The sequence below is a fragment of the Rhizobium sp. AG207R genome (assembly GCF_027109195.1).
Lineage (GTDB): Bacteria > Pseudomonadota > Alphaproteobacteria > Rhizobiales > Rhizobiaceae > Rhizobium > Rhizobium dioscoreae.
Window position 1 is genome coordinate 87,950 of record NZ_JAEPVT010000009.1, and the last position, 24,056, is coordinate 112,005.

The 24,056-nt window shown below is 58.9% G+C and carries 24 protein-coding genes and 5 tRNA genes; 14 read left to right on the forward strand and 15 right to left on the reverse strand.

The features are described 5' to 3' along the window. Positions 1-13 precede the first annotated feature (13 nt). Complete coding sequence (locus JJQ51_RS21640; RefSeq protein WP_113333694.1) at positions 14-1,333, forward strand: homoserine dehydrogenase; 1,320 nt, start codon at positions 14-16, stop codon at positions 1,331-1,333. A 54-nt stretch (positions 1,334-1,387) separates the two neighbouring features. Next, positions 1,388-3,193: a single-stranded-DNA-specific exonuclease RecJ gene (gene recJ / locus JJQ51_RS21645; protein ID WP_371865526.1), complete on the forward strand. Its 1,806-nt coding sequence runs from the start codon at positions 1,388-1,390 to the stop codon at positions 3,191-3,193. Between the two features lie 74 nt (positions 3,194-3,267). Here recJ and JJQ51_RS21650 read toward each other — a convergent pair. From JJQ51_RS21650 to JJQ51_RS21670, 5 genes are all read right to left on the reverse strand, one after another. Then, a tRNA-Glu gene (locus tag JJQ51_RS21650) sits at positions 3,268-3,342 on the reverse strand. A 128-nt stretch (positions 3,343-3,470) separates the two neighbouring features. Next, positions 3,471-3,545: transfer RNA gene (locus JJQ51_RS21655), tRNA-Glu, on the reverse strand. Between the two features lie 85 nt (positions 3,546-3,630). Next, positions 3,631-3,705: transfer RNA gene (locus tag JJQ51_RS21660), tRNA-Glu, on the reverse strand. 174 nt (positions 3,706-3,879) lie between these two features. Beyond that, positions 3,880-4,677, reverse strand: a complete 798-nt coding sequence (locus JJQ51_RS21665; RefSeq protein WP_269245323.1) for a hypothetical protein — start codon at positions 4,675-4,677, stop codon at positions 3,880-3,882. Positions 4,678-4,878: 201 nt separating this feature from the next. Then, positions 4,879-5,319: a VOC family protein gene (locus JJQ51_RS21670; RefSeq protein WP_113333696.1), complete on the reverse strand. Its 441-nt coding sequence runs from the start codon at positions 5,317-5,319 to the stop codon at positions 4,879-4,881. Positions 5,320-5,517: 198 nt separating this feature from the next. Here JJQ51_RS21670 and JJQ51_RS21675 point away from each other — a divergent pair, with 198 nt between their 5' ends. The 5 genes from JJQ51_RS21675 (at position 5,518) to JJQ51_RS21695 (ending at position 7,485) form a co-directional block, all read left to right on the forward strand. Next, positions 5,518-6,096 carry a cold-shock protein gene (locus JJQ51_RS21675; protein ID WP_112721378.1) on the forward strand — a complete coding sequence of 193 codons (579 nt, stop codon included), beginning with the start codon at positions 5,518-5,520 and terminating at the stop codon, positions 6,094-6,096. 1 nt (position 6,097) lies between these two features. After that, positions 6,098-6,610 (forward strand): DUF192 domain-containing protein, encoded by a 513-nt coding sequence (locus tag JJQ51_RS21680; RefSeq protein WP_269245324.1) that lies wholly within the window; start codon positions 6,098-6,100, stop codon positions 6,608-6,610. A gap of 148 nt (positions 6,611-6,758) precedes the next feature. Beyond that, positions 6,759-6,835 (forward strand) — tRNA-Pro (locus tag JJQ51_RS21685). Positions 6,836-7,014: 179 nt separating this feature from the next. After that, positions 7,015-7,320, forward strand: a complete 306-nt coding sequence (locus tag JJQ51_RS21690) for an ETC complex I subunit (RefSeq protein ID WP_069612065.1) — start codon at positions 7,015-7,017, stop codon at positions 7,318-7,320. An 88-nt stretch (positions 7,321-7,408) separates the two neighbouring features. Continuing rightward, positions 7,409-7,485, forward strand: a tRNA-Arg gene (locus tag JJQ51_RS21695). Between the two features lie 80 nt (positions 7,486-7,565). Here JJQ51_RS21695 and JJQ51_RS21700 read toward each other — a convergent pair. The 5 genes from JJQ51_RS21700 to JJQ51_RS21720 form a co-directional block, all read right to left on the reverse strand. Beyond that, complete coding sequence (locus JJQ51_RS21700; protein WP_173002538.1) at positions 7,566-7,727, reverse strand: hypothetical protein; 162 nt, start codon at positions 7,725-7,727, stop codon at positions 7,566-7,568. 241 nt (positions 7,728-7,968) lie between these two features. Then, entirely contained in the window at positions 7,969-8,742 is a 774-nt protein-coding gene (locus JJQ51_RS21705; RefSeq protein WP_095434785.1) for an amino acid ABC transporter ATP-binding protein, read from the reverse strand. Between the two features lie 19 nt (positions 8,743-8,761). Further along, the gene (locus JJQ51_RS21710) at positions 8,762-9,916 is read right to left on the reverse strand and encodes an amino acid ABC transporter permease (protein WP_113333698.1); all 1,155 of its coding nucleotides are present in this window, start codon (positions 9,914-9,916) and stop codon (positions 8,762-8,764) included. A gap of 1 nt (position 9,917) precedes the next feature. Beyond that, complete coding sequence (locus JJQ51_RS21715; RefSeq protein WP_069612068.1) at positions 9,918-11,111, reverse strand: amino acid ABC transporter permease; 1,194 nt, start codon at positions 11,109-11,111, stop codon at positions 9,918-9,920. A gap of 94 nt (positions 11,112-11,205) precedes the next feature. Then, on the reverse strand, positions 11,206-12,231 hold the full coding sequence (locus JJQ51_RS21720; RefSeq protein ID WP_095434788.1) for an amino acid ABC transporter substrate-binding protein: 1,026 nt from the start codon (positions 12,229-12,231) through the stop codon (positions 11,206-11,208). Between the two features lie 372 nt (positions 12,232-12,603). Between JJQ51_RS21720 and JJQ51_RS21725 the strand changes: the two genes are divergently transcribed. Beyond that, complete coding sequence (locus JJQ51_RS21725; protein WP_269245325.1) at positions 12,604-13,794, forward strand: cystathionine beta-lyase; 1,191 nt, start codon at positions 12,604-12,606, stop codon at positions 13,792-13,794. Here the strand turns inward: JJQ51_RS21725 and JJQ51_RS21730 are convergent, their stop codons facing one another. Both JJQ51_RS21730 and JJQ51_RS21735 read right to left on the reverse strand, forming a co-directional pair. Beyond that, on the reverse strand, positions 13,795-14,958 hold the full coding sequence (locus JJQ51_RS21730; protein WP_269245326.1) for an FAD-dependent monooxygenase: 1,164 nt from the start codon (positions 14,956-14,958) through the stop codon (positions 13,795-13,797). A 28-nt stretch (positions 14,959-14,986) separates the two neighbouring features. Further along, on the reverse strand, positions 14,987-15,232 hold the full coding sequence (locus JJQ51_RS21735; protein WP_069612293.1) for a zinc-finger domain-containing protein: 246 nt from the start codon (positions 15,230-15,232) through the stop codon (positions 14,987-14,989). Between the two features lie 201 nt (positions 15,233-15,433). Here JJQ51_RS21735 and JJQ51_RS21740 point away from each other — a divergent pair, with 201 nt between their 5' ends. Further along, the gene (locus JJQ51_RS21740; RefSeq protein ID WP_152096174.1) at positions 15,434-16,219 is read left to right on the forward strand and encodes an alpha/beta fold hydrolase; all 786 of its coding nucleotides are present in this window, start codon (positions 15,434-15,436) and stop codon (positions 16,217-16,219) included. Between the two features lies 1 nt (position 16,220). Here the strand turns inward: JJQ51_RS21740 and JJQ51_RS21745 are convergent, their stop codons facing one another. Then, positions 16,221-17,021, reverse strand: coding sequence for an enoyl-CoA hydratase-related protein (locus JJQ51_RS21745; protein ID WP_145631286.1), 801 nt, complete (start codon positions 17,019-17,021; stop codon positions 16,221-16,223). Positions 17,022-17,097: 76 nt separating this feature from the next. On the opposite strand from JJQ51_RS21745, the gene cysE reads away from it, so the two are divergent. From cysE to clpA, 5 genes are all read left to right on the forward strand, one after another. Continuing rightward, positions 17,098-17,961, forward strand: a complete 864-nt coding sequence (gene cysE / locus JJQ51_RS21750; protein ID WP_113333704.1) for a serine O-acetyltransferase — start codon at positions 17,098-17,100, stop codon at positions 17,959-17,961. A gap of 124 nt (positions 17,962-18,085) precedes the next feature. Beyond that, positions 18,086-18,289, forward strand: a complete 204-nt coding sequence (locus JJQ51_RS21755) for a DUF3126 family protein (protein ID WP_015339784.1) — start codon at positions 18,086-18,088, stop codon at positions 18,287-18,289. A 352-nt stretch (positions 18,290-18,641) separates the two neighbouring features. Beyond that, entirely contained in the window at positions 18,642-19,007 is a 366-nt protein-coding gene (locus JJQ51_RS21760; protein ID WP_069612075.1) for a phasin family protein, read from the forward strand. A gap of 286 nt (positions 19,008-19,293) precedes the next feature. Further along, positions 19,294-19,647 carry an ATP-dependent Clp protease adapter ClpS gene (gene clpS, locus JJQ51_RS21765; RefSeq protein WP_069612294.1) on the forward strand — a complete coding sequence of 118 codons (354 nt, stop codon included), beginning with the start codon at positions 19,294-19,296 and terminating at the stop codon, positions 19,645-19,647. 10 nt (positions 19,648-19,657) lie between these two features. Next, on the forward strand, positions 19,658-22,192 hold the full coding sequence (gene clpA / locus JJQ51_RS21770) for an ATP-dependent Clp protease ATP-binding subunit ClpA (RefSeq protein WP_113352601.1): 2,535 nt from the start codon (positions 19,658-19,660) through the stop codon (positions 22,190-22,192). Between the two features lie 108 nt (positions 22,193-22,300). Here the strand turns inward: clpA and JJQ51_RS21775 are convergent, their stop codons facing one another. Further along, on the reverse strand, positions 22,301-22,729 hold the full coding sequence (locus tag JJQ51_RS21775; RefSeq protein ID WP_113352600.1) for an HIT family protein: 429 nt from the start codon (positions 22,727-22,729) through the stop codon (positions 22,301-22,303). 41 nt (positions 22,730-22,770) lie between these two features. Then, entirely contained in the window at positions 22,771-23,958 is a 1,188-nt protein-coding gene (locus JJQ51_RS21780) for a GNAT family N-acetyltransferase (RefSeq protein ID WP_113352599.1), read from the reverse strand. Positions 23,959-24,056 lie beyond the last annotated feature (98 nt).

Below are 24,056 nucleotides of genomic sequence, written 5' to 3' on the forward strand. Positions count from 1 at the left end.
TCAGGAATTTTCCATGGCAGATGCCCTCAAAATCGGCATTGCGGGCTTAGGTACCGTTGGTGCCTCGCTCGTCCGCATCATTCAGAGCCGCGCTAACGAGCTTGCCGTTACCTGTGGTCGTCCCGTCAAGATCGTCGCCGTCACAGCGCGCGATCGCACGCGGGATCGCGGCATCGATCTGACGGGCATCGAATGGTTCGGCGGTCCTGTCGATCTAGCGCAGAAGGCCGATATCGACGTCTTCGTCGAGCTGATCGGCGGTTCCGAAGGCGCGGCCAACGCAGCGGTGCGCGCAGCGCTTGCCCGCGGCCTGCACGTCGTCACCGCCAATAAGGCGCTGCTCGCCTATCACGGTGTCGAGCTCGCACAAATCGCCGAAGAAAAGGGCGTCCTGCTCAACTTCGAAGCGGCCGTTGCCGGCGGCATTCCGGTCATCAAGGCCCTGCGCGAATCTCTGACGGGCAATACGATTTCTCGCGTCTATGGCATCATGAACGGCACCTGCAACTACATCCTGACCCGGATGGAGAAGGAAGGCCTGTCTTTCGCCGATTGCCTCAAGGAAGCACAGCGTCTCGGCTATGCCGAGGCTGATCCTGCCTTCGATATTGAAGGCAATGACACCGCCCACAAGCTTGCCATCCTGACGACGCTCGCCTTCGGCAACCGCATCGCGGCCGACGACATCTACCTCGAAGGGATCACCAACGTCTCCATCGAGGATATACGCGCTGCTGCCGATCTCGGATACCGCATCAAGCTGCTCGGTGTCGCCCAGCGCACCGAAAGCGGCATTGAACAGCGAGTGCACCCAACCATGGTGCCGCTCGATTCGGTCATCGCCCAGGTCGATGGCGTCACCAATGCCGTGGCGATCGAATCCGATATTCTCGGCGAATTGCTGATGGTCGGCCCCGGAGCCGGCGGCAACGCAACGGCTTCCTCTGTGCTCGGAGATATCGCCGATATCGCCAAGAGCCGCCCGGGCGAGCAGCGCGTGCCGGTGCTCGGTCATCCGGCCAAGGCGCTGGAGCCCTACCGCAAAGCGCAGATGCAGAGCCACGAAGGTGGCTATTTCATCCGCCTCACGGTTCTCGACCGCACCGGCGTTTTTGCGAGTGTCGCGACCCGCATGGCGGAAAACCACATTTCGCTCGAATCGATCGTCCAGCGTTCCAAGCAGCATCTGGCACCCTCCGATCACCAGACGATCATCCTCGTCACCCATGCGACGACGGAAGATTCGGTGCGCAAGGCGGTTGCGGCAATCAAGAACGAAGGCTATCTCGTCGGCGAACCGCAGGTCATCCGCATCGAGCGGCCGAAAGAATAGTCTGACCAGCGACGGCGTGCATCAAAGGGATGCCGCTCTTAAATTCCGGGAGAGATGGTGGAGCAACCGGTCGATCCAGTTCAGCGGGCATTTCTAGGTGTCGAGCGCTCGGTATCCGGCAATCGCTGGATATCCAGGCTCGATCAGGCCGGCCAGAACAGGGCGCTCGCCATTGCGCAGACCCATGGCCTGCCGGAGCTGATTGCCCGCGTGCTTGCCGGGCGCGGCGTCGGGCAGGACGAAGCCATGGCTTTCCTCGACCCGACGATCCGCGGCCTGATGCCAGACCCGCATCTGCTGACCGATTGCGAGAAGGCAGCACAGCGCCTCCTGCACGCCATCAGGAAGGGCGAGACAGTCGCGATCTTCGGCGACTACGATGTCGACGGCGCGGCCTCCTCGGCGCTGCTCTATCGCTTTCTCACCCATTTCGGCGTTCCGGCCAGCATCTATATTCCCGATCGCATCTTCGAAGGTTACGGGCCTAATCCCACAGCCATCAATCAGCTGATCGACAATGGCGCGACGCTGATCGTGACCGTCGATTGCGGTTCCACCAGCTTCGAATCGCTTGAAGCGGCGAGGGCGCGCAATATCGACGTCGTCGTCATCGATCACCACCAGGTGGCGCACGAGCTGCCGCATTGTCATGCCTTGGTCAATCCGAACCGTGAGGATGATCTTTCGGGGCAGGGCCATCTCTGTGCCGCTGGTGTGGTCTTCATGGTTCTGGTCGCGGCCTTGCGGCTGCTGCGCGAGACCGGCGATTCCCGCGTGCGTTCCATCGACCTGCTTGCCTGGCTCGATATCGTTGCGCTCGCGACCGTTTGCGATGTCGTGCCGCTGAAGGGCCTCAACCGCGCCTATGTGGTTAAGGGGCTTATTGCCGCCCGCCACCAGGGCAATCTCGGGCTTGCTGCCCTCTTTCGCAAGGCCGGCCTTAACGGTCCTGTCACGCCCTATCATTTCGGTTTCCTGATTGGTCCGCGCATCAATGCCGGCGGCCGCATCGGCGATGCGGCCCTTGGCGCACGCCTGCTGACGCTGGACGACGGCGGCGAAGCGGAAACCATCGCCGCGAAGCTCGATGAGCTCAATCGCGAGAGACAGGCCATGGAGGCCGCCATGCTGCAGGAGGCCGAGGCCGAGGCCCTGGCGGAGTACGGCAATGGCGACGGCGCCTCCGTCATCGTCACGGCGCGTGAGAACTGGCATCCGGGAATCGTCGGCCTCATTGCATCGCGCCTCAAGGACAAATTCCGCCGGCCGGCCTTCGCCATTGCCTTCGATCCGATGGGCAAGGGCACCGGCTCCGGCCGCTCCATCAATGGCTTCGACATGGGCCGCATGGTGCGCGCCGCCGTCGATGCCGGTCTGCTGGTCAAAGGCGGCGGCCATGCCATGGCGGCCGGCCTGACGGTGGAGAGGAATAACCTCGGAAAGCTGCGGGCCTTCTTCACGGAGAAGGCGGAGAAGCAGGTAGCCGGGCTCGTTGCCAACGAAACCTTGAAGATCGACGGTGCGCTCGGCGCCAGCGGCGCGACCGTGGAGCTGATCGACAGGCTCGAGACGGCCGGTCCCTATGGTTCGGGCCATCCACAGCCCGTCTTCGCGCTTCCGAGCCACCGCCTGCGCGATTCCCGCCTTGTCGGCCAATCGCATATCAAGATCACGCTGGAGGCGCAGGATGGCGGCCGGGTGGATGGCATTGCCTTCCGCGCGGCGGAGACGCCCTTGGGCGAGCTGCTGATGTCTTCCCGGGGCGCGCAGATCCATGTCGCCGGCACGCTCGGCGCCGATCACTGGCAGGGCAGCCGCCGCGTGCAGCTGCGCGTCACAGACGCGGCGAAAGCTCCGTAACGCAGATTACGCCCGATACGCGTCCCCATAATGGCGCTTAGCGAGCAAAATCATCAATTTAAGGGAAGAGACAGTGGCACGCCCTAGGGGAGTCGAACCCCTCTTTACAGAATGAAAATCTGTCGTCCTAACCGATAGACGAAGGGCGCGTGCTGTGGCGCCCTTATAGTCAGCACCTTTCATTCCCGCAAGCGGAAAAACGAGAAAAATCGCAGAAAAATCGATGATTAAGCAAAGATTTTTCGAGGTGCTTGTGGAAAACTTCGGGACACGCTTTTGGTACGCCCTAGGGGAGTCGAACCCCTCTTTACAGAATGAGAATCTGTCGTCCTAACCGATAGACGAAGGGCGCATGCTGCACGGCCTAGATAGGAATAGCCTATCGCGTCCGCAAGCGGTAGCTTAAATGAATTGAAGACGGGGGAGAAGAACAACAGTGGCACGCCCTAGGGGAGTCGAACCCCTCTTTACAGAATGAAAATCTGTCGTCCTAACCGATAGACGAAGGGCGCGTTCAGCTGTTGTGTGGCGCGCTTATAGCGGGGTGATTTCATTCCCGCAAGCGGCAATTTTGCTTTTTTGTGGAAAAAATGACAGATGGGTGAAGCCGCCGCCGGTGCTGAATAAGTGAGCCTTAACAGGCTCTTGCCGGCGATATCGAAGATTCTCTGGAAACGCGGGCTTTTTTATTGCCCATTTGCACCCGGCACGGGCTGCACCAGCAGCTTGCCGTTCTGCGGCTGGTTCTTCGATGCGATGAACTGCGCCAGAGCGGCGGCCTGTCTGCCGTTCAATTCGTGGACATTCGGATTCGGCGTTGCCGCAACACCCGACGCGGTCACCTGGGCAATCGGCTGCGGCGAACCCGAAGCCGGCGAGGTTGCATTGCGAATGACGGGTGGTGGCAGCATGTCGGCCGATGTGCGGCCGTTCGGCACGGCGGCGGTGTCCATCGTCTGCGGCGCCGTCGTCTGCATAGTCGCTGGTGGCGCACTGTAAACGCTGCGCATCATCGGCGTGATCGCCTGGCCGCCATCAGCTTGGGTTTTGGCAAGCGTCCCGTCCGGATTGACGGCGATCGGCGGCGGAGCGGAGAAGATGCTGCTTCTGTTCGCATTGACGGCCGTCGGCTGCGTGACGAGGCCGCCGATGCCGGTCTGCCCGTCCGCAGGCGGGGCTGCCGTAGGCGCAGGATAGAGTGCCTGGTTCTGCTGGGCGACGATCTGCTGACGTGTGCCATTGACGCTGTGGACCATCGGATCACGATAGGCGACATCGGCTTTGCGGCGCCGGGCATCGGCCTTGCTGTTCATATCGGCTGCCAGCTGTTCTGCCACGGTCAATGGCACGACAGGGGTAGCCTGCGAGGTCTCGATCGGCTTTTTGGCCGTGGTCGTGCAGCCCGCAATCATCACAAATGAGGCAAGAACGGCAATTGTGCTTGCTCGCTTCTTCCTGCCGTATAAAATCTCTTGATCGCACATAGGACGTTCCCTGCAAAAAAGGCTTGCATCGGAACGGCCTCCTGCGAGGGACGACGATACCGCGCGCCGACTGGGAACGATGACCGCGATATCCGATGCATGATGCTTCGAGTCGTCCAAGCATGCCGGAGGATGGGCATGGGCGGCAAGCGCGAAACGGATGGCTCCGCGCGTGCCGTAAGCCTCGCGAAAGCTTGGCTCCTACCAGGAGCCGGTGTTGGCCATGGAAGCCCAGGGCTCGGCCGAAGAAAGATTGGCGCCCTTCTGCAGGATTTCGATGGAGATGCCGTCCGGAGAACGCACGAAAGCCATGTGACCATCGCGGGGCGGGCGGTTGATCGTGATGCCGTTGTCCATCAGCTTTTGGCAGGTCGCATAGATATCGTCGACCTCATAGGCGAGGTGGCCGAAATTGCGTCCTCCGCTATATTCTTCCGGGTCCCAGTTGTAGGTCAGCTCCAGGCTGGGGGCACCGTTGCTGCGGGACGATTCGGCATCCTCGTCGGCCGCCAGGAAAACGAGCGTATAGCGGCCTTTTTCGTTTTCGTAGCGACGGGTTTCGGTAAGCCCGAATAGGGTGCTATAAAAATGCAACGAGGCGTCGAGATCGGTGACGCGGACCATCGTATGGAGATAACGCATTCTATTTCCTCTCTTAATGTTGAGCTGGGCGGATCTTTGGTCGGGGCACCAGCTTCGCGCAAGTCATTGGAGCAATAATCTTAGGGTGGGAATAAACGAAAACTAGGACTTGCGCTTTTCCGTTACCAAGATGTTAATCTTGATATCAGGGAATCAGTTAACCGTAACAGTGTGACGCGTAATCGAGGGCTGGCTAGGATGGGTGACAGAATTTCATCGAAGGGAGTTGTCGACTTCGAGGAGATGTCGGGCGATACCGTCGAGCTCATCGAAATCTCAGGCGTCGTCAAGTGGTTCGATGTCGCCAAGGGCTTCGGTTTTATCGTGCCTGACAATGGCATGCAGGACGTATTGCTGCATGTGACGTGTCTGCGCCGTGACGGTTATCAGACGATTCTCGAAGGAACCCGCATCGTCGCGCTGATCCAGCGCCGGGAGCGCGGCTACCAGGCTTTCAAGATCCTCTCCATGGATCAATCGACGGCCGTGCATCCCTCGCAGATGCCGCCCGTGCGCACGCATGTGCAGGTGACTGCGACGAGCGGCCTGGAGCGCGCGCTGGTCAAGTGGTTCAACCGCACCAAGGGCTTCGGCTTCCTGACACGTGGAGAAGGCACCGAGGATATCTTCGTGCATATGGAAACGCTGCGTCGCTTCGGTCTGGCCGAGCTGCGGCCGGGGCAGGTGGTGCTCGTCCGCTTCGGGCCTGGCGAAAAGGGCCTGATGGCGGCAGAAATTCACCCGGATGCGCCGAGCCCAGCGACACGGCCGCACTGATATGAACAAAGCCGGATTTCTTGAAATTTTGAAAAGCGCCATTTTGGCGCTTTTTCTCGTTGGGGCCATCGCCCCATCGTCTTTCGCGGCACAGACCGCAGGGCAACAGTCGATGGCTTTCGATTCCGAACCGCTTTCGATCGCATCGTCCAAAGGCCAGACGCATAAATTCACCGTGGAACTGGCTTTGACGCCGGCACAGCTCGAATTCGGCCTTATGTACCGCGACAAGATGCCCGCCGATCAGGGCATGCTGTTTGACTTCGGCACGACACGGCCTGTCATGATGTGGATGAAGAACACCGAGCTGCCGCTCGACATGCTCTTTCTGGATCAAAAGGGTGTCATTACCCATATTCAGGAAAACGCCGTGCCCTATTCCGAAGCGATCATCAGCTCCGGCGGGCCGGTTGCCTATGTCATCGAGCTGAACGCCGGTATTGTTCGCAAACTCGGCCTTGCCGTCGGCGATACGGTGACGAGCGCCACCATTTCGGCAAAGCTCGGCAAGTAAATTTTCATCGGGGAAGATGTGCTAAGCAGGATTTTATCTGTTGCAGCGGGCAGATGAACCGTGTATCTCCCCACTCGTTCCGCAGGACTAAGCGTTCGGCGGTACGCAAAATCAGCTCATGACCGCATTTTGGTCATGCTGACGGGTACGGAGTGTAGCGCAGTCTGGTAGCGCATCTGGTTTGGGACCAGAGGGTCGGGAGTTCGAATCTCTCCACTCCGACCATTTAAAATCCCCTCATTGATGTCGTTGAATTCGTCCTGGTGGCGGCTGCCTTTTTGCTTGAAAACAAAGGGATTCGCAGCTAAGCAAAAGTCGTGTTCGCGCGGCCCGCAGAGGATCGCGTCGCGGCAAGAGAAGCAAGTAAGCGGATCATTCCCGCTTGATTCGGAGGCGCTGCAGCAATGCCTGCCAAGATTTATCGTCCTGCAAAAACCGCCATGCAATCCGGCAAGGCCAAAACCAATATCTGGGTTCTGGAGTTCGATCAGGAAATGCCGCGCAAGATCGATCCGATCATGGGCTATACCTCGTCGGGCGATATGCGCCAGCAGCTCAAGCTGACCTTTGAGACGCAGGAACAGGCGGAAGATTACGCCAAGCGCAACGGCATCGACTACCGCGTCATCCCGCCAAAGGATCCCATCCGGCAGACGGTATCCTATTCCGACAACTTCCGCTTCAACCGCATCCAGCCCTGGACGCACTGAAACCAGGCACTTATTGAACGCCGGCCATTGAGTTTGGCGGCGGTTTCAGGCATGTGTTGCCCGCCGCGCAAAGCGCGGCAAGGCTCATGGCCCCTTAGCTCAGCTGGATAGAGCACTTGCCTTCTAAGCATGTGGTCGCAGGTTCGAATCCTGCAGGGGTCGCCATTTTCCCGAGAAGGAGAGATCTGATTTCGCGTGCGCGGCGCCGCTTTCCGTCATGCAGACTTCATTCTGGCTATCAGCATTCAGTTCGCCGCCATCGGCCAGCCGCCGGCAGCTTTTGGCCGCGTAGCGTCGACCGCCATCTGGATAAGGTCGTAGCCGTACATTGCTCCGGCCAACTTGATGACGATGATAGCGACGCTCAGAAGAGCTAATCCGCCGATGATCCTGTCGCTTTTTTTCACGGCCCGCTTCCCCGACGTCTCGTGAATTCCGCATTATTCGCGGTGATAAAGAATATATCTCGTTTTTTGCGAAGCGCTATAGGGCTTGCTAACGCTGCCAAAATTGTCAGGCAGCAATCAGGAGGAGACGGCCTGCGAGATCCGCGTCCTGACGCCGATTACGACTGCTGAACCCGGCCGCACATAAAAAACCCGCCGGCAGCGATGCAGCGGCGGGTCTTGTTCATTCAATCGATCCGTATCAGTGCAGGATCTGGCTGAGGAACAGCTTCGTGCGCTCATGCTGCGGATTGTCGAAGAATTCCTTCGGCGAATTCTGTTCGACGATCTGGCCCTGGTCCATGAAGATCACGCGGTTGGCGACCTGACGGGCAAAGCCCATTTCGTGGGTCACGCACAGCATGGTCATGCCTTCTTCAGCAAGGCCCACCATGGTGTCGAGCACTTCCTTGATCATTTCCGGATCGAGCGCTGAGGTTGGCTCGTCGAACAGCATGATCTTCGGGTTCATGCAGAGCGAGCGGGCGATTGCCACACGCTGCTGCTGACCGCCGGAAAGCTGGCCGGGATATTTCTTGGCCTGTTCGGGGATCTTGACGCGCTTGAGGAAGTGCATGGCGATCTCTTCCGCCTGCTTCTTCGGCATCTTGCGCACCCAGATCGGCGCCAGCGTGCAGTTTTCCAGAATGGTCAGGTGCGGGAAGAGGTTGAAGTGCTGGAACACCATGCCGACTTCGCGGCGCACCTCGTCGATCTTCTTCAGATCGTTGGTGAGTTCGACCCCGTCGACGATGATCTGGCCCTTCTGGTGTTCTTCCAGGCGGTTGATGCAGCGGATCATCGTCGATTTGCCCGAGCCGGATGGGCCGGCAATGACGATGCGCTCGCCGCGCATGACCTTCAGGTTGATATCGCGCAGCACATGGAAATCGCCATACCACTTGTTCATGTTGATCATGTCGACCGCGACCTCGGTCTCGGAGACGGTCATTTTCTTCGATTGGGCTTCAGCCATTTTGTAATTTCCCTCAATTTTATCGCTTGTGGCCGGTGTCGAGATGGCGTTCCACGAAACCTGAATAGCGCGACATGCCAAAGCAGAACAGCCAAAAAACGAATCCAGCGAATACAAGACCCGTTACGGGGGTCACCGCCGTCGCCCAAGAGGCATCCGAAAAGTTCTGACGAACGATACCGAGCAAGTCGAACATGCCGATGATCGCAACCAGCGACGTGTCCTTGAACATGCCGATATAGGTGTTGACGATGCCGGGAATGACCAGCTTGATCGCTTGCGGCAGAATGATCAGCCGCATCTTCTGCCAGTAGCCGAGGCCGAGCGAATCGGCGCCCTCGAACTGGCCCTTCGGTATCGCCTGCAGACCGCCGCGGATGACTTCGGCCATATAGGCCGAGGTGAAGATCGCGACACCGACCACGGCACGCAAAAGCTTATCGACAGTCCAGCCCTGCGGCATGAACAGCGGCAGCATATAGCTCGCCATGAACAGCACGGTGATCAACGGTACGCCGCGGATGATTTCGATGAAAGTCACACACAGCATGCGAAGGATGGGCAGTTTCGACCGGCGTCCCAGCGCAAGCACGATGCCGAACGGGAATGAGACTGCGATGGCGACGAAAGCGATCACCAGCGTTACCAGCAGGCCCCCCCATCGTTCCGTTTCCACCGTCTCAAGGCCGAAGCCTCCGTGGAGCAGGAAGAACGAAACAACTGGCAGCACGAAGAATGCCAGGATTGCGTTCAATCCCTTCCGGGGAACCGACGGTATCAGCAACGGAACGAAGCTGGCGATCATCAGGATGCAGACGAGGATCGGCCGCCAGCGCTCGTCCGGCGGATAAAGGCCGAACATGAAGATGGCGAATTTTGCGCGGACAAAGGCCCAGCACGCGGCGTTCCAGCCATCCGGCTGCGTTCCGCCCTGAACAGTGGTAGCGCAGAAGGTGCGGTCGGTCCCGCTCCAGACCGCATTTAGGAATAGCCAATTGATCAGGTGCGGGATCACCCAGGCAAGGAAGGTGATGGCAAGCACGGTGAGGACAATGTCCTTGGGCGTGGCAAACAGGTTCTTTTTCAACCAGTGCCACGCGCCTCTTTCACTGGCGGGTGCCGGCTGCGCTGTGAGAAGCGCCTTACTGACGAAGTGTTGATCTACGCTGGACATTCTATCTCTCCACCAGAGCCATCTTGGCGTTGAACCAGTTCATGAACAGCGATGTCACGATGCTCAAGGCGAGATAGATGATCATCCAGATGATGACGACTTCGACGGCTCGGCCGGACTGATTGAGGATCACGCCGCCGACGGCGACGAGATCGGCATAGCCGATGGCGATGGCAAGCGACGAGTTCTTGATCAGATTGAGATATTGGCTCGTCAGCGGCGGAATGATGATGCGCATGGCCTGCGGTATGACGATCAGCCGGTTGATGGCCGACGCCCGAAGGCCAAGTGCGCCCGCTGCTTCCGATTGACCCTTTGGCACGCCACGAATACCGGCGCGTACGATCTCGGCAATGTAGGATGCGGTATAAAGGGATAGTGCAAGCAGAAGCGCAAGGAACTCCGGACTTATGACCGTGCCACCCGTCAGGTTGAATTTGCCGGCAATGGGATAGTCGAAGGAAAGCGGCATGCCCGTTACCAGGAAGACCAGCAACGGCAGGCCGATCAGGATGCCGATCGACACCCAGATCGTATGGAATTGCTGACCGGTTGCCGCCTGACGCCTGTGCGCCCAGCGCGCCACGAAAAATACGACGGCTATGGCGATGAGAAAGGCAATGCCGACGGCCCACATGCCCGCGCCGAAGATCGGGCTCGGAAAGGCGAGGCCGCGATTGCTGAGATAGCTGAAGAATGGCAGGTGCACGGCATCGCGCGCCTGCGGCAGCAGCACCAGAACACCGCTATACCAGAAGAAGATGACGAGCAGAGGCGGGATGTTCCGGAAGATCTCGACATAGGCCTGGGAAAGTTTCGCAATCAGCCAATTATGCGAAAGCCTGCCGATGCCAATGAGGAAGCCAACGATAGTCGCCGCGACGATGCCGACCACCGAAATCAGGAGTGTGTTCAGTACGCCGACGAGAAGGGCGGTGGCATTGGTCGAATCGCTGGAGTAGGGAATCAGCGCTTGCCCCAGGTTAAAGCCAGCGCGTCCTTCGAGAAAGCCGAAGCCGAACGAGCGGTTCAATGCGCGCAGATTGTCGATGGTGTTCGTGACAACAAACCAGCAAAGTCCCGCGAGAATGATGATCGTGAGCGCCTGATAGAAGGCACCCCGAACTTTGGGGTCGTATAGCGCCGCCGATAGTGCCGAGCGCCCGCCTTCAGGCGAGTTTACAGTAATTGCCATATAGAATTTTTCCCCAATGTGCCTGTTTCAGGCTTGTTTTCTTGAGGGGAGAGAGGCGAAGCCGCCTCTCTCTTAAAGCTAGGCTCTTTGCGACTTAGCGCACCGGCGGTGCGTACTGAATGCCGCCCTTGCTCCACAGAGCATTGAGACCACGAGCGATCTTCAGCGGGCTGCCTGCGCCGATGTTGCGGTCGAAGACTTCGCCGTAATTGCCGACGCCCTTGATGATGTTATAGGCCCAGTCGTTGGTCAGGCCGAGGTCGGTGCCGATCGTAGAACCCTGTTCTGCGCCGAGGAAGCGCTTGATGTCCGGATTGGCCGAGTTCTTCATCTCGTCGACGTTCTTCTGGGTGATGCCGAATTCTTCGGCGTTCACGAGCGCGTAGGCCGTCCAGCTGACGATGTTGAACCACTGATCGTCACCCTGGCGAACGGCCGGGCCGAGCGGCTCCTTGGAGATGATTTCGGGCAGAACGACGTTGTCGTCCGGGTTCTTCAGCGTCAGGCGCAGTGCATAGAGACCAGACTGGTCGGTGGTGTAGACATCGCAACGGCCGGAATCATAGGCCGTGTTGACTTCTTCGAGCTTGTCGAAGACGACCGGATTGTATTGCAGGTTGTTGGTCTTGAAATAGTCTGCCAGGTTCAGCTCGGTCGTCGTGCCGGACTGGACGCAAACTGCCGCGCCGGAAAGTTCGAGCGCCGATTTTACGTTCAGCTCCTTGCGAACCATGAAGCCCTGGCCGTCATAATAGGTGACCGGACGGAATTTTAGGCCGAGTGCGGTGTCGCGGTTGATGGTCCAGGTGGTGTTACGGGAAAGCACGTCGATTTCGCCGGACTGCAGCGCGGTGAAGCGGTCCTTGGCGCTGAGAGGCGTGTACTTCACCTTGGTCGGATCGCCGAAGACAGCTGAAGCGACAGCCTTGCAGAAGTCGATGTCGAAACCGGCCCAGTTACCGGATGCGTCCGGCTGTGCAAAGCCGAGAAGGCCGGTATTCACGCCGCACTGGACGAAGCCCTTGGCCTTTACGTCGCTCAGCGTCGAAGCCGAAGCGCCGGACGCGGTGTAAGCCAAGGCTGCGACTCCGAGGAATGCGGAGAGAGCAATCTTTTTCATTTTCCCTACCTTTGTCTATTTGTTTTATAGTTAAACTGTATCGCGTCCGAAGCAGGTTCCTGGAGAACCGTGTTCCTTCCCTTTCTCGGTGCGAGTGGCGCTATCACAGTCGCAAATGGTGTAGCGGTCAAGAGATCGCCCCAATTATTGCGGTTTTATTCGGCATTTTTGCTTCTCGGGGGCGAAAAATGGGCATTTGGCGCCAAAATGAGCGGCATTTTGCCAAAAATCTGCGCGAAAACTGGGTTTTGGCCGTCATTTTTGTTATTTTAGCCTTCTAATAATGTATGGCGTTGGAATGATCGGGGTTGACCCCACTGGACTTGGCCGCCACAAATCCAGCTTCCAACAGCGCCAAAGGCATATCCTGACATGAAAGACAAAGACACAAACCTGCCGAACGCCGGCATCAACACGCGCTTGTCCCATATCGGCAATTCGCCGTTCGACTATCACGGCTTCGTCAATCCACCTGTCGTGCGTGCCTCGACGGTGCTGTTTCCCAATGCGCGCGTGATGGAGACGCATGACCAGAAATATACCTACGGCACACGCGGCACGCCCACGACGGATGCGCTATGCGAAGCAATGAACGCGCTAGAAGGTTCGGCGGGAACGATCATCGTACCTTCCGGGCTTGCTGCGGTCACCGTGCCGCTTCTCGCCTATCTCTCCGCAGGCGATCACGCGCTGATCGTTGATTCGGTTTACGGCCCCACGCGCTTCTTCTGCGATACCATGCTGAAGCGCCTCGGCGTCGAGGTCGATTATTACGATCCGTCGATTGGCGCCGATATCGAGCGATTGATCAAGCCGAACACCAAGCTGGTCCATACGGAATCGCCGGGGTCAAACACCTTCGAAGTGCAGGATATCCCCGCAATCTCGGCAGCGGCTCATCGTCACGGCTGCGTCGTGACCGTGGACAACACCTGGGCAACGCCGCTCTATTTCAAGCCGCTCGACCATGGCGTCGACGTTTCCATTCATGCGGTGACGAAATACCCCGCCGGTCACTCCGACATTTTGATGGGCACGGTTTCCGCCAACGAGACGCATTGGAAGCGGTTGCTGGACGCTCACGGTCAGCTCGGCCTTTGTGGGGCGCCCGACGACGCTTATCAGGTGCTGCGCGGCTTGCGTACCATGGGCGTACGCCTGGATCGGCATCAGGAAAGCGCGCTTGCTATCGCCCGGTGGCTCGAAGATAGGGAGGAGGTCGCGCGCGTCTTGCATCCGGCCTTGCCGAGTTTCCCCAGCCACGAACTCTGGAAGCGCGACTTCAAGGGCGCGAGCGGGATTTTCTCCTTCGTTCTGGCCGTCGACGATCCCCAGAAATTCAAGGCGAAGGCGCATGCCTTCCTCGATGCCTTGCGAATTTTCGCTCTCGGCTATTCCTGGGGCGGTTTTGAAAGTCTGGCCCTGCACGTCAACCTCAACGACCGTCGCGTCACCAAGGTCCCGACGGAGGGGCCGGTCATTCGCCTGCAGGTTGGTCTCGAAGACGTGCCGGATCTCAAGGCGGACATCGAAAAGGGCTTTGCCGCCGCCAAAGAGGTTTGATCAACCGATGGCGCGGTAGCCATAAATCCAGTCCATGTCCGCCGCGAGGCTTTGCGGCGGGCGGAGGGAGAGAACGAGGTCGCGCGCGATCCGGATCGGGCCGCGGGCATGATAGGCGAACTGATTGAAGGCGGCGCGTTGCCTCAGGCGCGCAATCCGTGGCGTCCGATGCTTTTCATAGAGTTCGAAGGCTTCCGCCGGCGAGCGCGCAGAAAGCAGCCCGCCAAGCTCGAAGGCATCCTCGATCGCCATGGCTGCGCCTTGCGCCGCAAAAGGCATCATCGCATGCGCGGCGTCTCCGATCAGGATCGTATCGCGACCATTATGCCACCGACCTTCCTTCATCTCGTAGAGCGGCCAGAAGCTTGTCTGCTCCTGTGCCTCCAGCATTGGCAGGATCGCACCGTTCCAGCCGGAAAAGCCGCGCAGCATCTGCTCGCGCTGCGCCTTGCTGCCAGTCGCACCCCAATCGCGGCTGGTGCTACTGCCGGAGACGATGGCGACGATATTGAAGGCGGCATTTTCCCGGATGGGATAGCAGACGAGGTGGCTGGAAGGGCCGAGGAATGCCGTGACGTTCGCCTTGTCCAGCAGGGTCGGGGCTGCGGCCTGCGGAATGGAGAAGCGCCAGGCAATATTCCCGGAGAAGAGCGGCGAGGGCGCATTGGGCACCATCGCATGCACTTTCGACCACACGCCGTCTGCGCCGATGACGAGATCGAATCCCCTTCCGGCGCTCTCTTCCAGTGTCTGCTTGTCCTTGATATCGATGTGCCGGCCGAGGTGCAGCCTGCATAAGTCATTGGCCGTTACCGCATTGAGGAGCGCCTTTTGCAGGGTCGCGCGATGCGCGGCACCATAGGGGGCACCCCATCGCTCTCGGGCAAATTTTCCACAGGGAATGGAGGCGACCGGCCGCAGCGACGAGCCAGATACGAGTCGGACTTCCTCGGGCTCCAGCCAAACCGGTCTGAGCGCGTCGAGCACGCCGAGCGTATCGAGGATGCGGGAGGCATTCGGCGAAATCTGCAGGCCCGCACCGACTTCGGTCAGCACCTCTGCCTGTTCGAAAATGTCGGAGGCAATCCCGTGTCTCGCCAGCGCCAGAGCCGCCGTCAATCCGGCTATTCCGGCGCCGATGATTGCGGCTGCTTTGATCGGCATTTTCTATGTCCGATCGGATGCTATGGCGTCAGGCCGCCTTGAAATGGAAGACGCAGCCGGCCGGATTCGTCTGATCCGCCTTCAGCGAAGGATTGTAGCGGAAGAGCGTCGAGCAGTAGGAGCAGACCTTCTCGCTCTCGTCGCCGAGGTCGATGAAGATGTGCGGATGATCATAGGGAACCGAAGCGCCAGTGCACATGAATTCCTTCACGCCGATTTCGATGACGCGATGTCCGCCGTCGTTCTGGAAATGGGGAATATTGTGGCCGGCCATGATGATCTCCGAATGCGTCTTGCCTTAAGCGGCATGATGGTTGCGCCAGACTTGGTCGCCCCTCTTTATAATCCTTCTTCCCGATTGTGTAGTGCGAAAGTCCGGCTTGAGGCAGAGATTTTCGCAGGCATAGGGTTCATTTGATATCGCCGATAAAATATGGTCCGGCGCCAACAGGACCCAGTTTGTGAAGACGACGCCATGAATCTCAATGCTCCCTCGATGTCCCATTTTATCAGAGACGGATTGAAGCTTGCCTTTTTTGATGATGGCGATCCGAGCGGCCCGCCAGTGCTGCTGATTCATGGCTTCGCTTCAACGGCGATTGCCAACTGGGTCAATCCGGGCTGGCTGAAGACGCTCGGCGAGGCAGGCTATCGCGTGATCGCCATCGACAACCGTGGCCACGGCTCGAGCGACAAGCTCTATGATGCCGATGTCTACCATCCGTGGATCATGGCAGAGGATGCCGTCGCCCTTCTCGATCATCTGGGCATCCCCGAGGCGCATGTCATGGGCTATTCCATGGGTGCGCGTGTTTCGACCTTTATGGCGATCGCTCATCCGGATCGCGTCCGCTCGCTGGTTCTCGGCGGTCTCGGCATCGGCATGGTCGAGGGCGTCGGCGATTGGGATCCAATTGCGGATGCACTGGTGGCACCATCGCTCGATGATGTCACCCATGCACGCGGGCGCATGTTCCGCGCCTTTGCCGAACAGACGAAAAGCGATCGGCAGGCGCTGGCCGCCTGCATCCAAGGCTCACGCGATCTGGCGTCAAGGGAGGATGTGGCAAGGATCGAGGCGCCGACTCTGATCGCCGTCGGCACCAAGGACGATATCGCCGGCTCGGGCCAGGAGCTGGCCGCATTGATGCCGAACGCCGAGGCCATCGACATACCGAACCGCGATCACATGCTCGCCGTCGGCGACAAGATCTTCAAAGCGGCGGTTCTCGAATTCTATCAGCGCCTCGGCCAGCGCTAAGTCACTTGCCGGTGAAGTGTGGTTTCCGTCGCTCTGCAAAGGCAACGCGGCCCTCGGCATAATCGGCGCTGTCGAACGTCTCGGCGCCGATCACTTCCGCTTCGCGCAGCAGATCGCCGTTCTGCTCGATGACGGCGCGGATCGCAAGTTTCGAGGCATGCAGCGCGATCGGTGCATTGGCGGCGATGGCATGGGCGAGGGCGGAGACTTCGCCATCGAATGCCTCTGCGTCGATTTCCTCCAGAAGAAAGCCGGCGGCAACCATCTTCTCGCCAGACATGGGTGCGCCGGTAAACAGCGTGACCTTGGCCATCTGCGCTCCGAGCGCGTTGACGATGTCCTGCACGGCGTCGGCGGGATAGGCGATGCCGAGGCGGACGGCGGGGACGCAGAATCGCGCGCCTCGTTCGGCTATGCGAAGATCGCAGGCCGCTGCCAAGCCGAAGCCGCCGCCATAGCAAATGCCGCGGATTGCGGCGATTGTCGGCACGCGGCAGTGACGGATAGCCTCGAAAGCCTGGCTGTTCAGCGCCTCATAGGCGACCGCGGTCTCGGAATTCTTGCGCACGCTGTCGAATTCGCTGATATCGGCGCCGGCTGAAAAATCCGCGCCCGCGCCGTGCAGAACAATGACATGCGCATGGGCTTCATCGGTCAGGATGCGCACGGCTTGCGGGAGGGCACGCCACATGGCAGCCGTCACGGCATTCTTTCTGCCAGGATTGCCGATGGCGATCGTACCGATCGCGTCGCTGCATGTCGCGCGAATGAGACCGCCGGCAAAGTCATGCTCGAAATTCATGCGCGATCAACCCATTTGTCTTGTCTGGCTTTTATTCTATATAATGCACCCCTGACAGAAAATCGGGAGACCGCCAATGGTCGCAGCAACGGATATTCGCCAGGTTGAAGGCTTGGGCGCAGTGAAGGTCATGGACCCGATCTGGGACAGCATGCGCGAGGAAGCACGCGCCGCTGCCGAAAAGGATCCCCTCCTTGCCGCCTTCCTCTATTCGACGATCATCAACCATCGTTCGCTGGAAGAATGCGTCATCTATCGCATCTGCGAGCGCCTCGACCATCCGGATATGCAGGCTATTCTCCTGAGGCAGACTTTTGAGGAAATGCTCGCCGACTGGCCGGAATGGGGATCGATTCTGCGTGTCGATATCCAGGCAGTCTATGATCGCGATCCCGCTTGCTTGCGGTTCCTGGAGCCTGTCCTCTATTTCAAGGGTTTCCATGCGTTACAGACACATCGGTTGGCGCACTGGCTGCATAATCGCGGTCGCCGCGATTTCGCGCTTTATCTGCAGAGTCGCTCCTCCAGCGTCTTCCAGACCGATATCAACCCGGCGGCGCGCATCGGCAAGGGCATATTCCTTGATCATGCGACCGGCCTCGTCGTGGGCGAGACGGCCGTCATCGGCGACAACGTCTCCATCCTGCATGGGGTCACGCTCGGCGGTACCGGCAAGGAAGGCAGCGACCGCCATCCGAAGATCGCCCACGGCGTCCTGATCGGTGCGGGGGCCAAGATTCTCGGCAATATCCAGGTCGGCCATTGCTCGCGCATTGCCGCCGGCTCCGTGGTGCTGAAGGAGGTGCCCGCCAAGACGACCGTTGCCGGCGTTCCGGCCAAGGTGGTCGGAGAAGCAGGGTGCTCCGAGCCCTCTCGCTCGATGGATCAGCTGCTCGCCGAGCAATTGATCGTTGACCAGATCATGGGTGCAGGAATCTAGGAAATTCCAGTCCGATTTTCCGAGGCTTGCGCTGTCGCCGGATAGCTATGCGCGGTTCCGGTCTTTACACCGCCGCTTTTCCTATGCAAGAAGCGGCCAACAGAGATCCTCACGGAGAAGCATTGTGAAGCCCGAAGAAATCAAGAAGCTCGACGCCTATTTCAAGCGCACGTTCAACCCGCAGGTCGTGGTGAAGGCCCGCCCGCGCAAGAACGATTCTGCGGAAGTCTACCTCGGCGAAGAGTTTCTGGGTGTCGTCTATATCGACGACGAAGATGGCGACCGCTCCTATAATTTCTCGATGGCTATTCTGGACGTCGATCTCTGATTATATCGATCTCGTATAGTGATCGAATATTTGGGCCGTATTTCATTGAAATGCGGCCTTTTTCTTTGACGTTTGTCAATTTGATCATTCCGCTGCCGTTCTGATCTCTTTCGGCTTCTTTCTGTCCAAATGCCAATATTTTAATCAAAGCCTGTGGTTGCAGGGGGGATGATATATATTAGGAAAAACAGAATGATGCGGCGCACTCATCACTATCGACACCGCGCCGTCATCCAAAATGCAACCGAAAGGTGATATTGCGTCGCACAAGACTACTTGACTAATTGTGCGCCGCATTTAACCTTTATCCCTGTAAACCGGCCGCCGGCCGGCCAACAAGGGACGGAGAAGCATGTTCAATTTCGATGAAGCGAACAAGAAGGGCAAGGAAGCCATGGACACGGCGCTGAAGAGCTATTCCGATGTCACCAAGGGCTTTCAGGCGATTGCTGCCGAAGCCGCTGAATACTCCAAGAAGTCTTTCCAGGATGGTGTTGCACACTTCGAAACGCTCGCCGGCGTCAAGAGCTTCGAAGCTGCCTTCGAACTGCAGAGCAGCTATGTGAAGTCTTCCTATGAAAACTTCATTGCCGAAGCCACTAAGCTCGGCGAAATGTATGCCGATCTCGCCAAGGTGGCCTACAAGCCTTACGAAGCGCCCGTCGCGGCTGCAACGAAGGCTGCCAGCAAGGCAGCGGCAACGGCGACCGCCGCTTAAACTTTCGCCGAAAGGCAAAATTTCCGGAAGGACCGGCTGCGCGACGCGCGGCCGGTCTTTTGCGTTTTGGCGCACCGGACCCGACATGGCGATATGCAGCGACTTTTTTGACCGCAGCCCCCTTTGTCAGCGAATTGTGATTGCAGTGTCCCGCAAGGGGCTTAAAATCACGCCAATATGAACTAAGTTAGAGGTTCGGATATCCGGCCCGACCAAGTGAAGAATCCAATCCAGTGCCAAGTCGGAATGCGATAGCTTCTGCCGGATGATTTGAGGAATGAATGAAATGATCGCTGAGCCGATCCGGATGCAAAACAATAGCGAAAGGAACGGGGACAACGGAAATCGCGGGACCTCGGTGATTACGCGCACCAAGCCCAAAACCAAGAAACCCAATCTATACCGCGTGCTGCTTCTGAATGATGACTATACGCCCATGGACTTTGTGATCCATATCCTGGAGCGTTTCTTTCAAAAGGATCTCGAAAGTGCCACCCGCATCATGCTTCATGTCCACAACCACGGCGTGGGCGAGTGCGGGATATATACATATGAAGTAGCCGAAACGAAGGTGAGCCAGGTGATGGACTTTGCCCGGCAGCACCAGCATCCGCTGCAATGTGTTATGGAAAAGAAGTGAGGATCTGAACGTGCCAACATTTTCGCCTAGTCTTGAGAAGGCGCTGCATCAGGCACTGACCTACGCGAACGAGCGGCATCACGAGTATGCCACGCTGGAACATCTGCTTTTGGCGCTGGTAGACGACGCCGATGCCGCAGCTGTCATGGGCGCGTGCAATGTTGATCTCGACGCGCTCCGTAAGACTCTGACTGAATACGTCGATAATGAACTCTCCAACCTGGTCACGGGCTACGATGAGGACTCGAAGCCGACTTCCGGCTTCCAGCGTGTCATCCAGCGCGCCGTGATCCATGTGCAATCTTCCGGCCGCGAGGAAGTGACGGGCGCCAACGTCCTCGTCGCGATTTTCGCGGAGCGGGAAAGCCATGCTGCCTTCTTCCTGCAGGAGCAGGAAATGACCCGCTATGACGCGGTCAACTATATCTCTCACGGCATCGGCAAGCGCCCGGGTTCCTCCCAGACCCGCACGCCGCGCGGCGCCGAGGAAAGCGAATCCGAAAGCAAGCCGACCTCCCGCGGCGAGCAGGAGGAGGGTAATGGCAAGAAGCAGCAGGACGCCCTGAAGGCCTATTGCGTCAACCTCAATGAGAAGGCCAAGAACGGCAAGATCGATCCGTTGATCGGTCGTAACTCCGAGGTCAATCGCACCATCCAGGTGCTGTGCCGCCGCTCGAAGAACAATCCGCTCTATGTCGGCGACCCTGGCGTGGGCAAGACGGCGATTGCCGAAGGTCTTGCCAAGCGCATCGTTGAGGGCAAGGTTCCCGAAGCGCTGGCCGATGCGACGATCTTTTCGCTCGATATGGGCACGCTGCTTGCCGGCACCCGTTATCGCGGCGACTTCGAGGAACGCCTGAAGCAGGTCGTCAAGGAGCTCGAGGAGTATCCGGGCGCCGTGCTGTTCATCGATGAGATCCACACCGTCATCGGTGCGGGCGCCACCTCCGGCGGCGCGATGGATGCGTCGAACCTGCTGAAGCCGGCCCTTTCCTCGGGTGCGATCCGTTGCATCGGTTCGACCACCTACAAGGAATACCGCCAGTTCTTCGAGAAGGACCGGGCGCTCGTCCGCCGCTTCCAGAAGATCGACGTCAACGAGCCGAGCATTGAGGATGCCATCGAAATCATGAAGGGCCTGAAGCCCTATTTCGAAGAGTATCACCACCTGCGCTACTCGAACGACGCCATCAAGACGGCTGTCGAGCTGTCGGCTCGCTATATCTCCGACCGCAAGCTGCCGGATAAGGCGATCGACGTGATCGACGAGACGGGTGCCGCCCAGATGCTGCTGCCGCCGTCCAAGCGCCGCAAGCTGATCACCGAAAAGGAGATCGAAGCGACGATTGCGACCATGGCCCGCATTCCGCCGAAGACGGTGTCCAAGGATGACGAGATGGTTCTCGCCAACCTCGAACAGGAACTGCGTTCGGTCGTCTACGGCCAGGATACGGCGATCGAAGCACTTTCGACCTCGATCAAGCTGGCACGTGCGGGCCTGCGCGAACCGAACAAGCCGATCGGCTGCTACGTCTTCTCCGGCCCCACCGGCGTCGGCAAGACCGAAGTCGCCAAGCAGCTTGCCTCGTCGCTCGGCGTCGAACTGCTGCGCTTCGACATGTCGGAATATATGGAGCGTCACACGGTTTCCCGTCTGCTCGGTGCACCTCCCGGCTATGTCGGCTTCGACCAGGGTGGCCTGCTGACCGACGGCGTCGATCAGCATCCGCACAGCGTGGTTCTGCTCGACGAAATCGAGAAGGCGCATCCGGATATCTTCAATATCCTGCTGCAGGTCATGGACCATGGCGCGCTGACCGACCACAACGGCAAGAAGATCGATTTCCGCAACGTCATCCTGATCATGACGACCAATGCGGGCGCTTCGGAAATGGCCAAGGCCGCCATCGGCTTCGGCTCGTCCAAGCGTACGGGCGAGGATGAAGAGGCGCTGAATCGCCTGTTCACACCGGAATTCCGCAACCGTCTGGATGCGGTCATTCCCTTCGCGCCGTTGCCGACGACCGTTATCCACAAGGTCGTGCAGAAGTTCATCATGCAGCTGGAAGCGCAGCTTTCCGAACGGAACGTGACCTTCGACCTGCACGAGGACGCCATCGCCTGGCTGTCCGAGAAGGGTTACGACGACAAGATGGGCGCCCGTCCGCTGGCGCGCGTCATCCAGGAAAACATCAAGAAGCCGCTGGCGAACGAAATCCTCTTCGGCAAGCTGAAGAAGGGCGGCGTGGTCAACGTCACAGTCGGCAAGAAGGAGGACGGCTCGACCGGCATCTTGCTCGAGGCGATCGCCGACACCGCTCCGATCCGGCCGAAGCCGGAAGCCGAAGTAGGTGATGTGCCGGCTGAGGTGGAAGAGGATGACGGCGACGTCACCGTCAAGGCCAGAAGCCGCGTCGGCAGGGCTGCGACGGCAGCCGACAGCCGCCGCTCGGCCAAGGCCTCGCCTTCGAGCGAAAGCGGCGAGTCTGACGGCAAGTCACCGCGCAAGGGCGGAGGCACGGTTCCGAAGGTTCCGCGCAAGTAATCACCGATCGGTGATTTGAGGAAAAATGAAACGGCTGCATTGGAGACAATGCAGCTGTTTTTATATGGTTATAAGGAATACCTCATAAATGAGATGAGGTTGCCGGGATCAAGCCAAGGCTTCCATGATCTTTCTAGCGTTTTCCGCCAATACAGCGCCGTCTTCCATCTTGCCCGAATGCGGCTTCAACGCCACGCCCTCAAGGCGCGGGATAACGTGGAAATGCAGATGGAAAACGGTCTGCCCCGCAGGCGGCTCGTTAAACTGCGCGATATAGACGCCGTCGGCATCAAAGGCTTCCCGAACGGCGACAGCGATCTTCTGCACCACAGTGATTGCCTGCTGCAATGCAGCCGGGTCGGCATCAAAAATATTGCGCGAGGGTGCCTTCGGCACGACAAGCGTATGGCCAGGCGACTGCGGCATCACATCCATGAAGGCGACCGTGTGCTCATCCTCGTAGACGCGATAGGAAGGAATATCGCCCTTCAGGATCTTTGCGAAGATATTATTGTCGTCATAGGCGGGGATGGTCATCCGGTATCTCCTCGTCTTGCGTTTATGGTTATCCCATACGGCTAGATATCTTGCCGTTCGCCTTTGCGGAAGGGGCTGTGCTCGGTGAGAATTTCACTCATCTCCTCTACCTGTTCCCGCTCATGCTTCAGATAGTCCGCAACGGCGCGCCGCAGGCCCTGATGGCCAATGTAATGCGCCGAATGCGTGATCACCGGAAGATAGCCGCGCGCCAGCTTGTGCTCGCCCTGCGCCCCGGCTTCCACCCGCTTCAGCCCCTTGCTCAGCGCAAAATCGATTGCCTGGTGATAACAGACCTCGAAATGCAGGAAGGGATGATCCTCGATGCAGCCCCAATGGCGGCCGTAAAGCGTTTCGCCCCCGATGAAGTTGATGGCGCCCGCGATATAACGTCCTTCGCGCTTGGCCATGACGAGCAGAATGTCGTCGGGCATGCGCTCGCCGATCAGCGAATAGAATTTTCGGGTGAGATAGGGGCGGCCCCATTTGCGGCTGCCGGTATCCATGTAGAAGGCAAAGAACTGGTCCCATATGCCTTCCGTCAGGTCGCTGCCGGTCAGCCAGTCGATGGTGATACCACGCTCGACCGCCGCGCGCCGTTCCTTCTTAAGCGCCTTGCGTTTACGCGATGCCAGCGTCTCCAGAAAGGCGTCGTGATCGGCATAGCCCTCGTTGATAAAGTGAAATTGCTGATCGGTACGATGCAGATAGCCGTCGCCTTCGAAGACCGAGGCTTCCTCTTCAGGCAGAAAGGTGATGTGCGCTGAGGAGACGCCGAGCTGCCGGGTGACTTCCTTCAGGCTTTCGGCGAGCGCCGGCTGCAGCACGTTTCGATCCTGCCCCTCGGCCACCAGCAGCCGCGGCCCGGTGGCGGGCGTGAAGGGAATGGAGCATTGCAGTTTCGGATAATAGCGTCCGCCGGCACGCTCGAAGGCATCGGCCCAGCCATGGTCGAAGACATATTCGCCCTGGCTATGGCTCTTGAGGTAGCCGGCGACGGCACCAAGCAATTCGCCGCTTTCGGTTTCCAGCAGCAGGTGATTGCCGAGCCAGCCGGTCTTGTCGGTGGCGGAACCGGACTCCTCAAGCGATGAGAGGAAGGCGTGCGAGACAAAGGGATTGTAGGGCAGGACGCTGCCGGTTCTGGACGCTCCGGCCAGCTTCGACCAGCTCTCCGGGGCGATATTCTTGAAGGATCGTTCGACTCGAATGGATAATTCGTCTGTCATCAAACTCTTGCGCTTGAAAGGAAAGAAGGGGCTCTCACCGCCGCGCCATCCGCCCGAAGGTCGCACTGTCGGCGCAGCGGCAATTTGGGTATGCGCAA

Coding starts and splice junctions, on each gene's coding strand:
- cysE (WP_113333704.1), top strand. CDS start 17,098: ATGGTCGCAGCAACGGATATTCGCCAGGTTGAAGGCTTGGGCGCAGTG.
- JJQ51_RS21735 (WP_069612293.1), bottom strand. CDS start 15,232: ATGGCCGGCCACAATATTCCCCATTTCCAGAACGACGGCGGACATCGC.
- JJQ51_RS21720 (WP_095434788.1), bottom strand. CDS start 12,231: ATGAAAAAGATTGCTCTCTCCGCATTCCTCGGAGTCGCAGCCTTGGCT.
- recJ (WP_371865526.1), top strand. CDS start 1,388: ATGGTGGAGCAACCGGTCGATCCAGTTCAGCGGGCATTTCTAGGTGTC.
- JJQ51_RS21675 (WP_112721378.1), top strand. CDS start 5,518: ATGGGTGACAGAATTTCATCGAAGGGAGTTGTCGACTTCGAGGAGATG.
- JJQ51_RS21690 (WP_069612065.1), top strand. CDS start 7,015: ATGCCTGCCAAGATTTATCGTCCTGCAAAAACCGCCATGCAATCCGGC.
- JJQ51_RS21740 (WP_152096174.1), top strand. CDS start 15,434: ATGAATCTCAATGCTCCCTCGATGTCCCATTTTATCAGAGACGGATTG.
- JJQ51_RS21725 (WP_269245325.1), top strand. CDS start 12,604: ATGAAAGACAAAGACACAAACCTGCCGAACGCCGGCATCAACACGCGC.
- JJQ51_RS21715 (WP_069612068.1), bottom strand. CDS start 11,111: ATGGCAATTACTGTAAACTCGCCTGAAGGCGGGCGCTCGGCACTATCG.
- JJQ51_RS21705 (WP_095434785.1), bottom strand. CDS start 8,742: ATGGCTGAAGCCCAATCGAAGAAAATGACCGTCTCCGAGACCGAGGTC.
- JJQ51_RS21775 (WP_113352600.1), bottom strand. CDS start 22,729: ATGACCATCCCCGCCTATGACGACAATAATATCTTCGCAAAGATCCTG.
- JJQ51_RS21640 (WP_113333694.1), top strand. CDS start 14: ATGGCAGATGCCCTCAAAATCGGCATTGCGGGCTTAGGTACCGTTGGT.
- JJQ51_RS21710 (WP_113333698.1), bottom strand. CDS start 9,916: ATGTCCAGCGTAGATCAACACTTCGTCAGTAAGGCGCTTCTCACAGCG.
- JJQ51_RS21665 (WP_269245323.1), bottom strand. CDS start 4,677: ATGTGCGATCAAGAGATTTTATACGGCAGGAAGAAGCGAGCAAGCACA.
- JJQ51_RS21670 (WP_113333696.1), bottom strand. CDS start 5,319: ATGCGTTATCTCCATACGATGGTCCGCGTCACCGATCTCGACGCCTCG.
- clpS (WP_069612294.1), top strand. CDS start 19,294: ATGATCGCTGAGCCGATCCGGATGCAAAACAATAGCGAAAGGAACGGG.
- JJQ51_RS21760 (WP_069612075.1), top strand. CDS start 18,642: ATGTTCAATTTCGATGAAGCGAACAAGAAGGGCAAGGAAGCCATGGAC.
- JJQ51_RS21745 (WP_145631286.1), bottom strand. CDS start 17,021: ATGAATTTCGAGCATGACTTTGCCGGCGGTCTCATTCGCGCGACATGC.
- JJQ51_RS21730 (WP_269245326.1), bottom strand. CDS start 14,958: ATGCCGATCAAAGCAGCCGCAATCATCGGCGCCGGAATAGCCGGATTG.
- JJQ51_RS21680 (WP_269245324.1), top strand. CDS start 6,098: ATGAACAAAGCCGGATTTCTTGAAATTTTGAAAAGCGCCATTTTGGCG.
- JJQ51_RS21780 (WP_113352599.1), bottom strand. CDS start 23,958: ATGACAGACGAATTATCCATTCGAGTCGAACGATCCTTCAAGAATATC.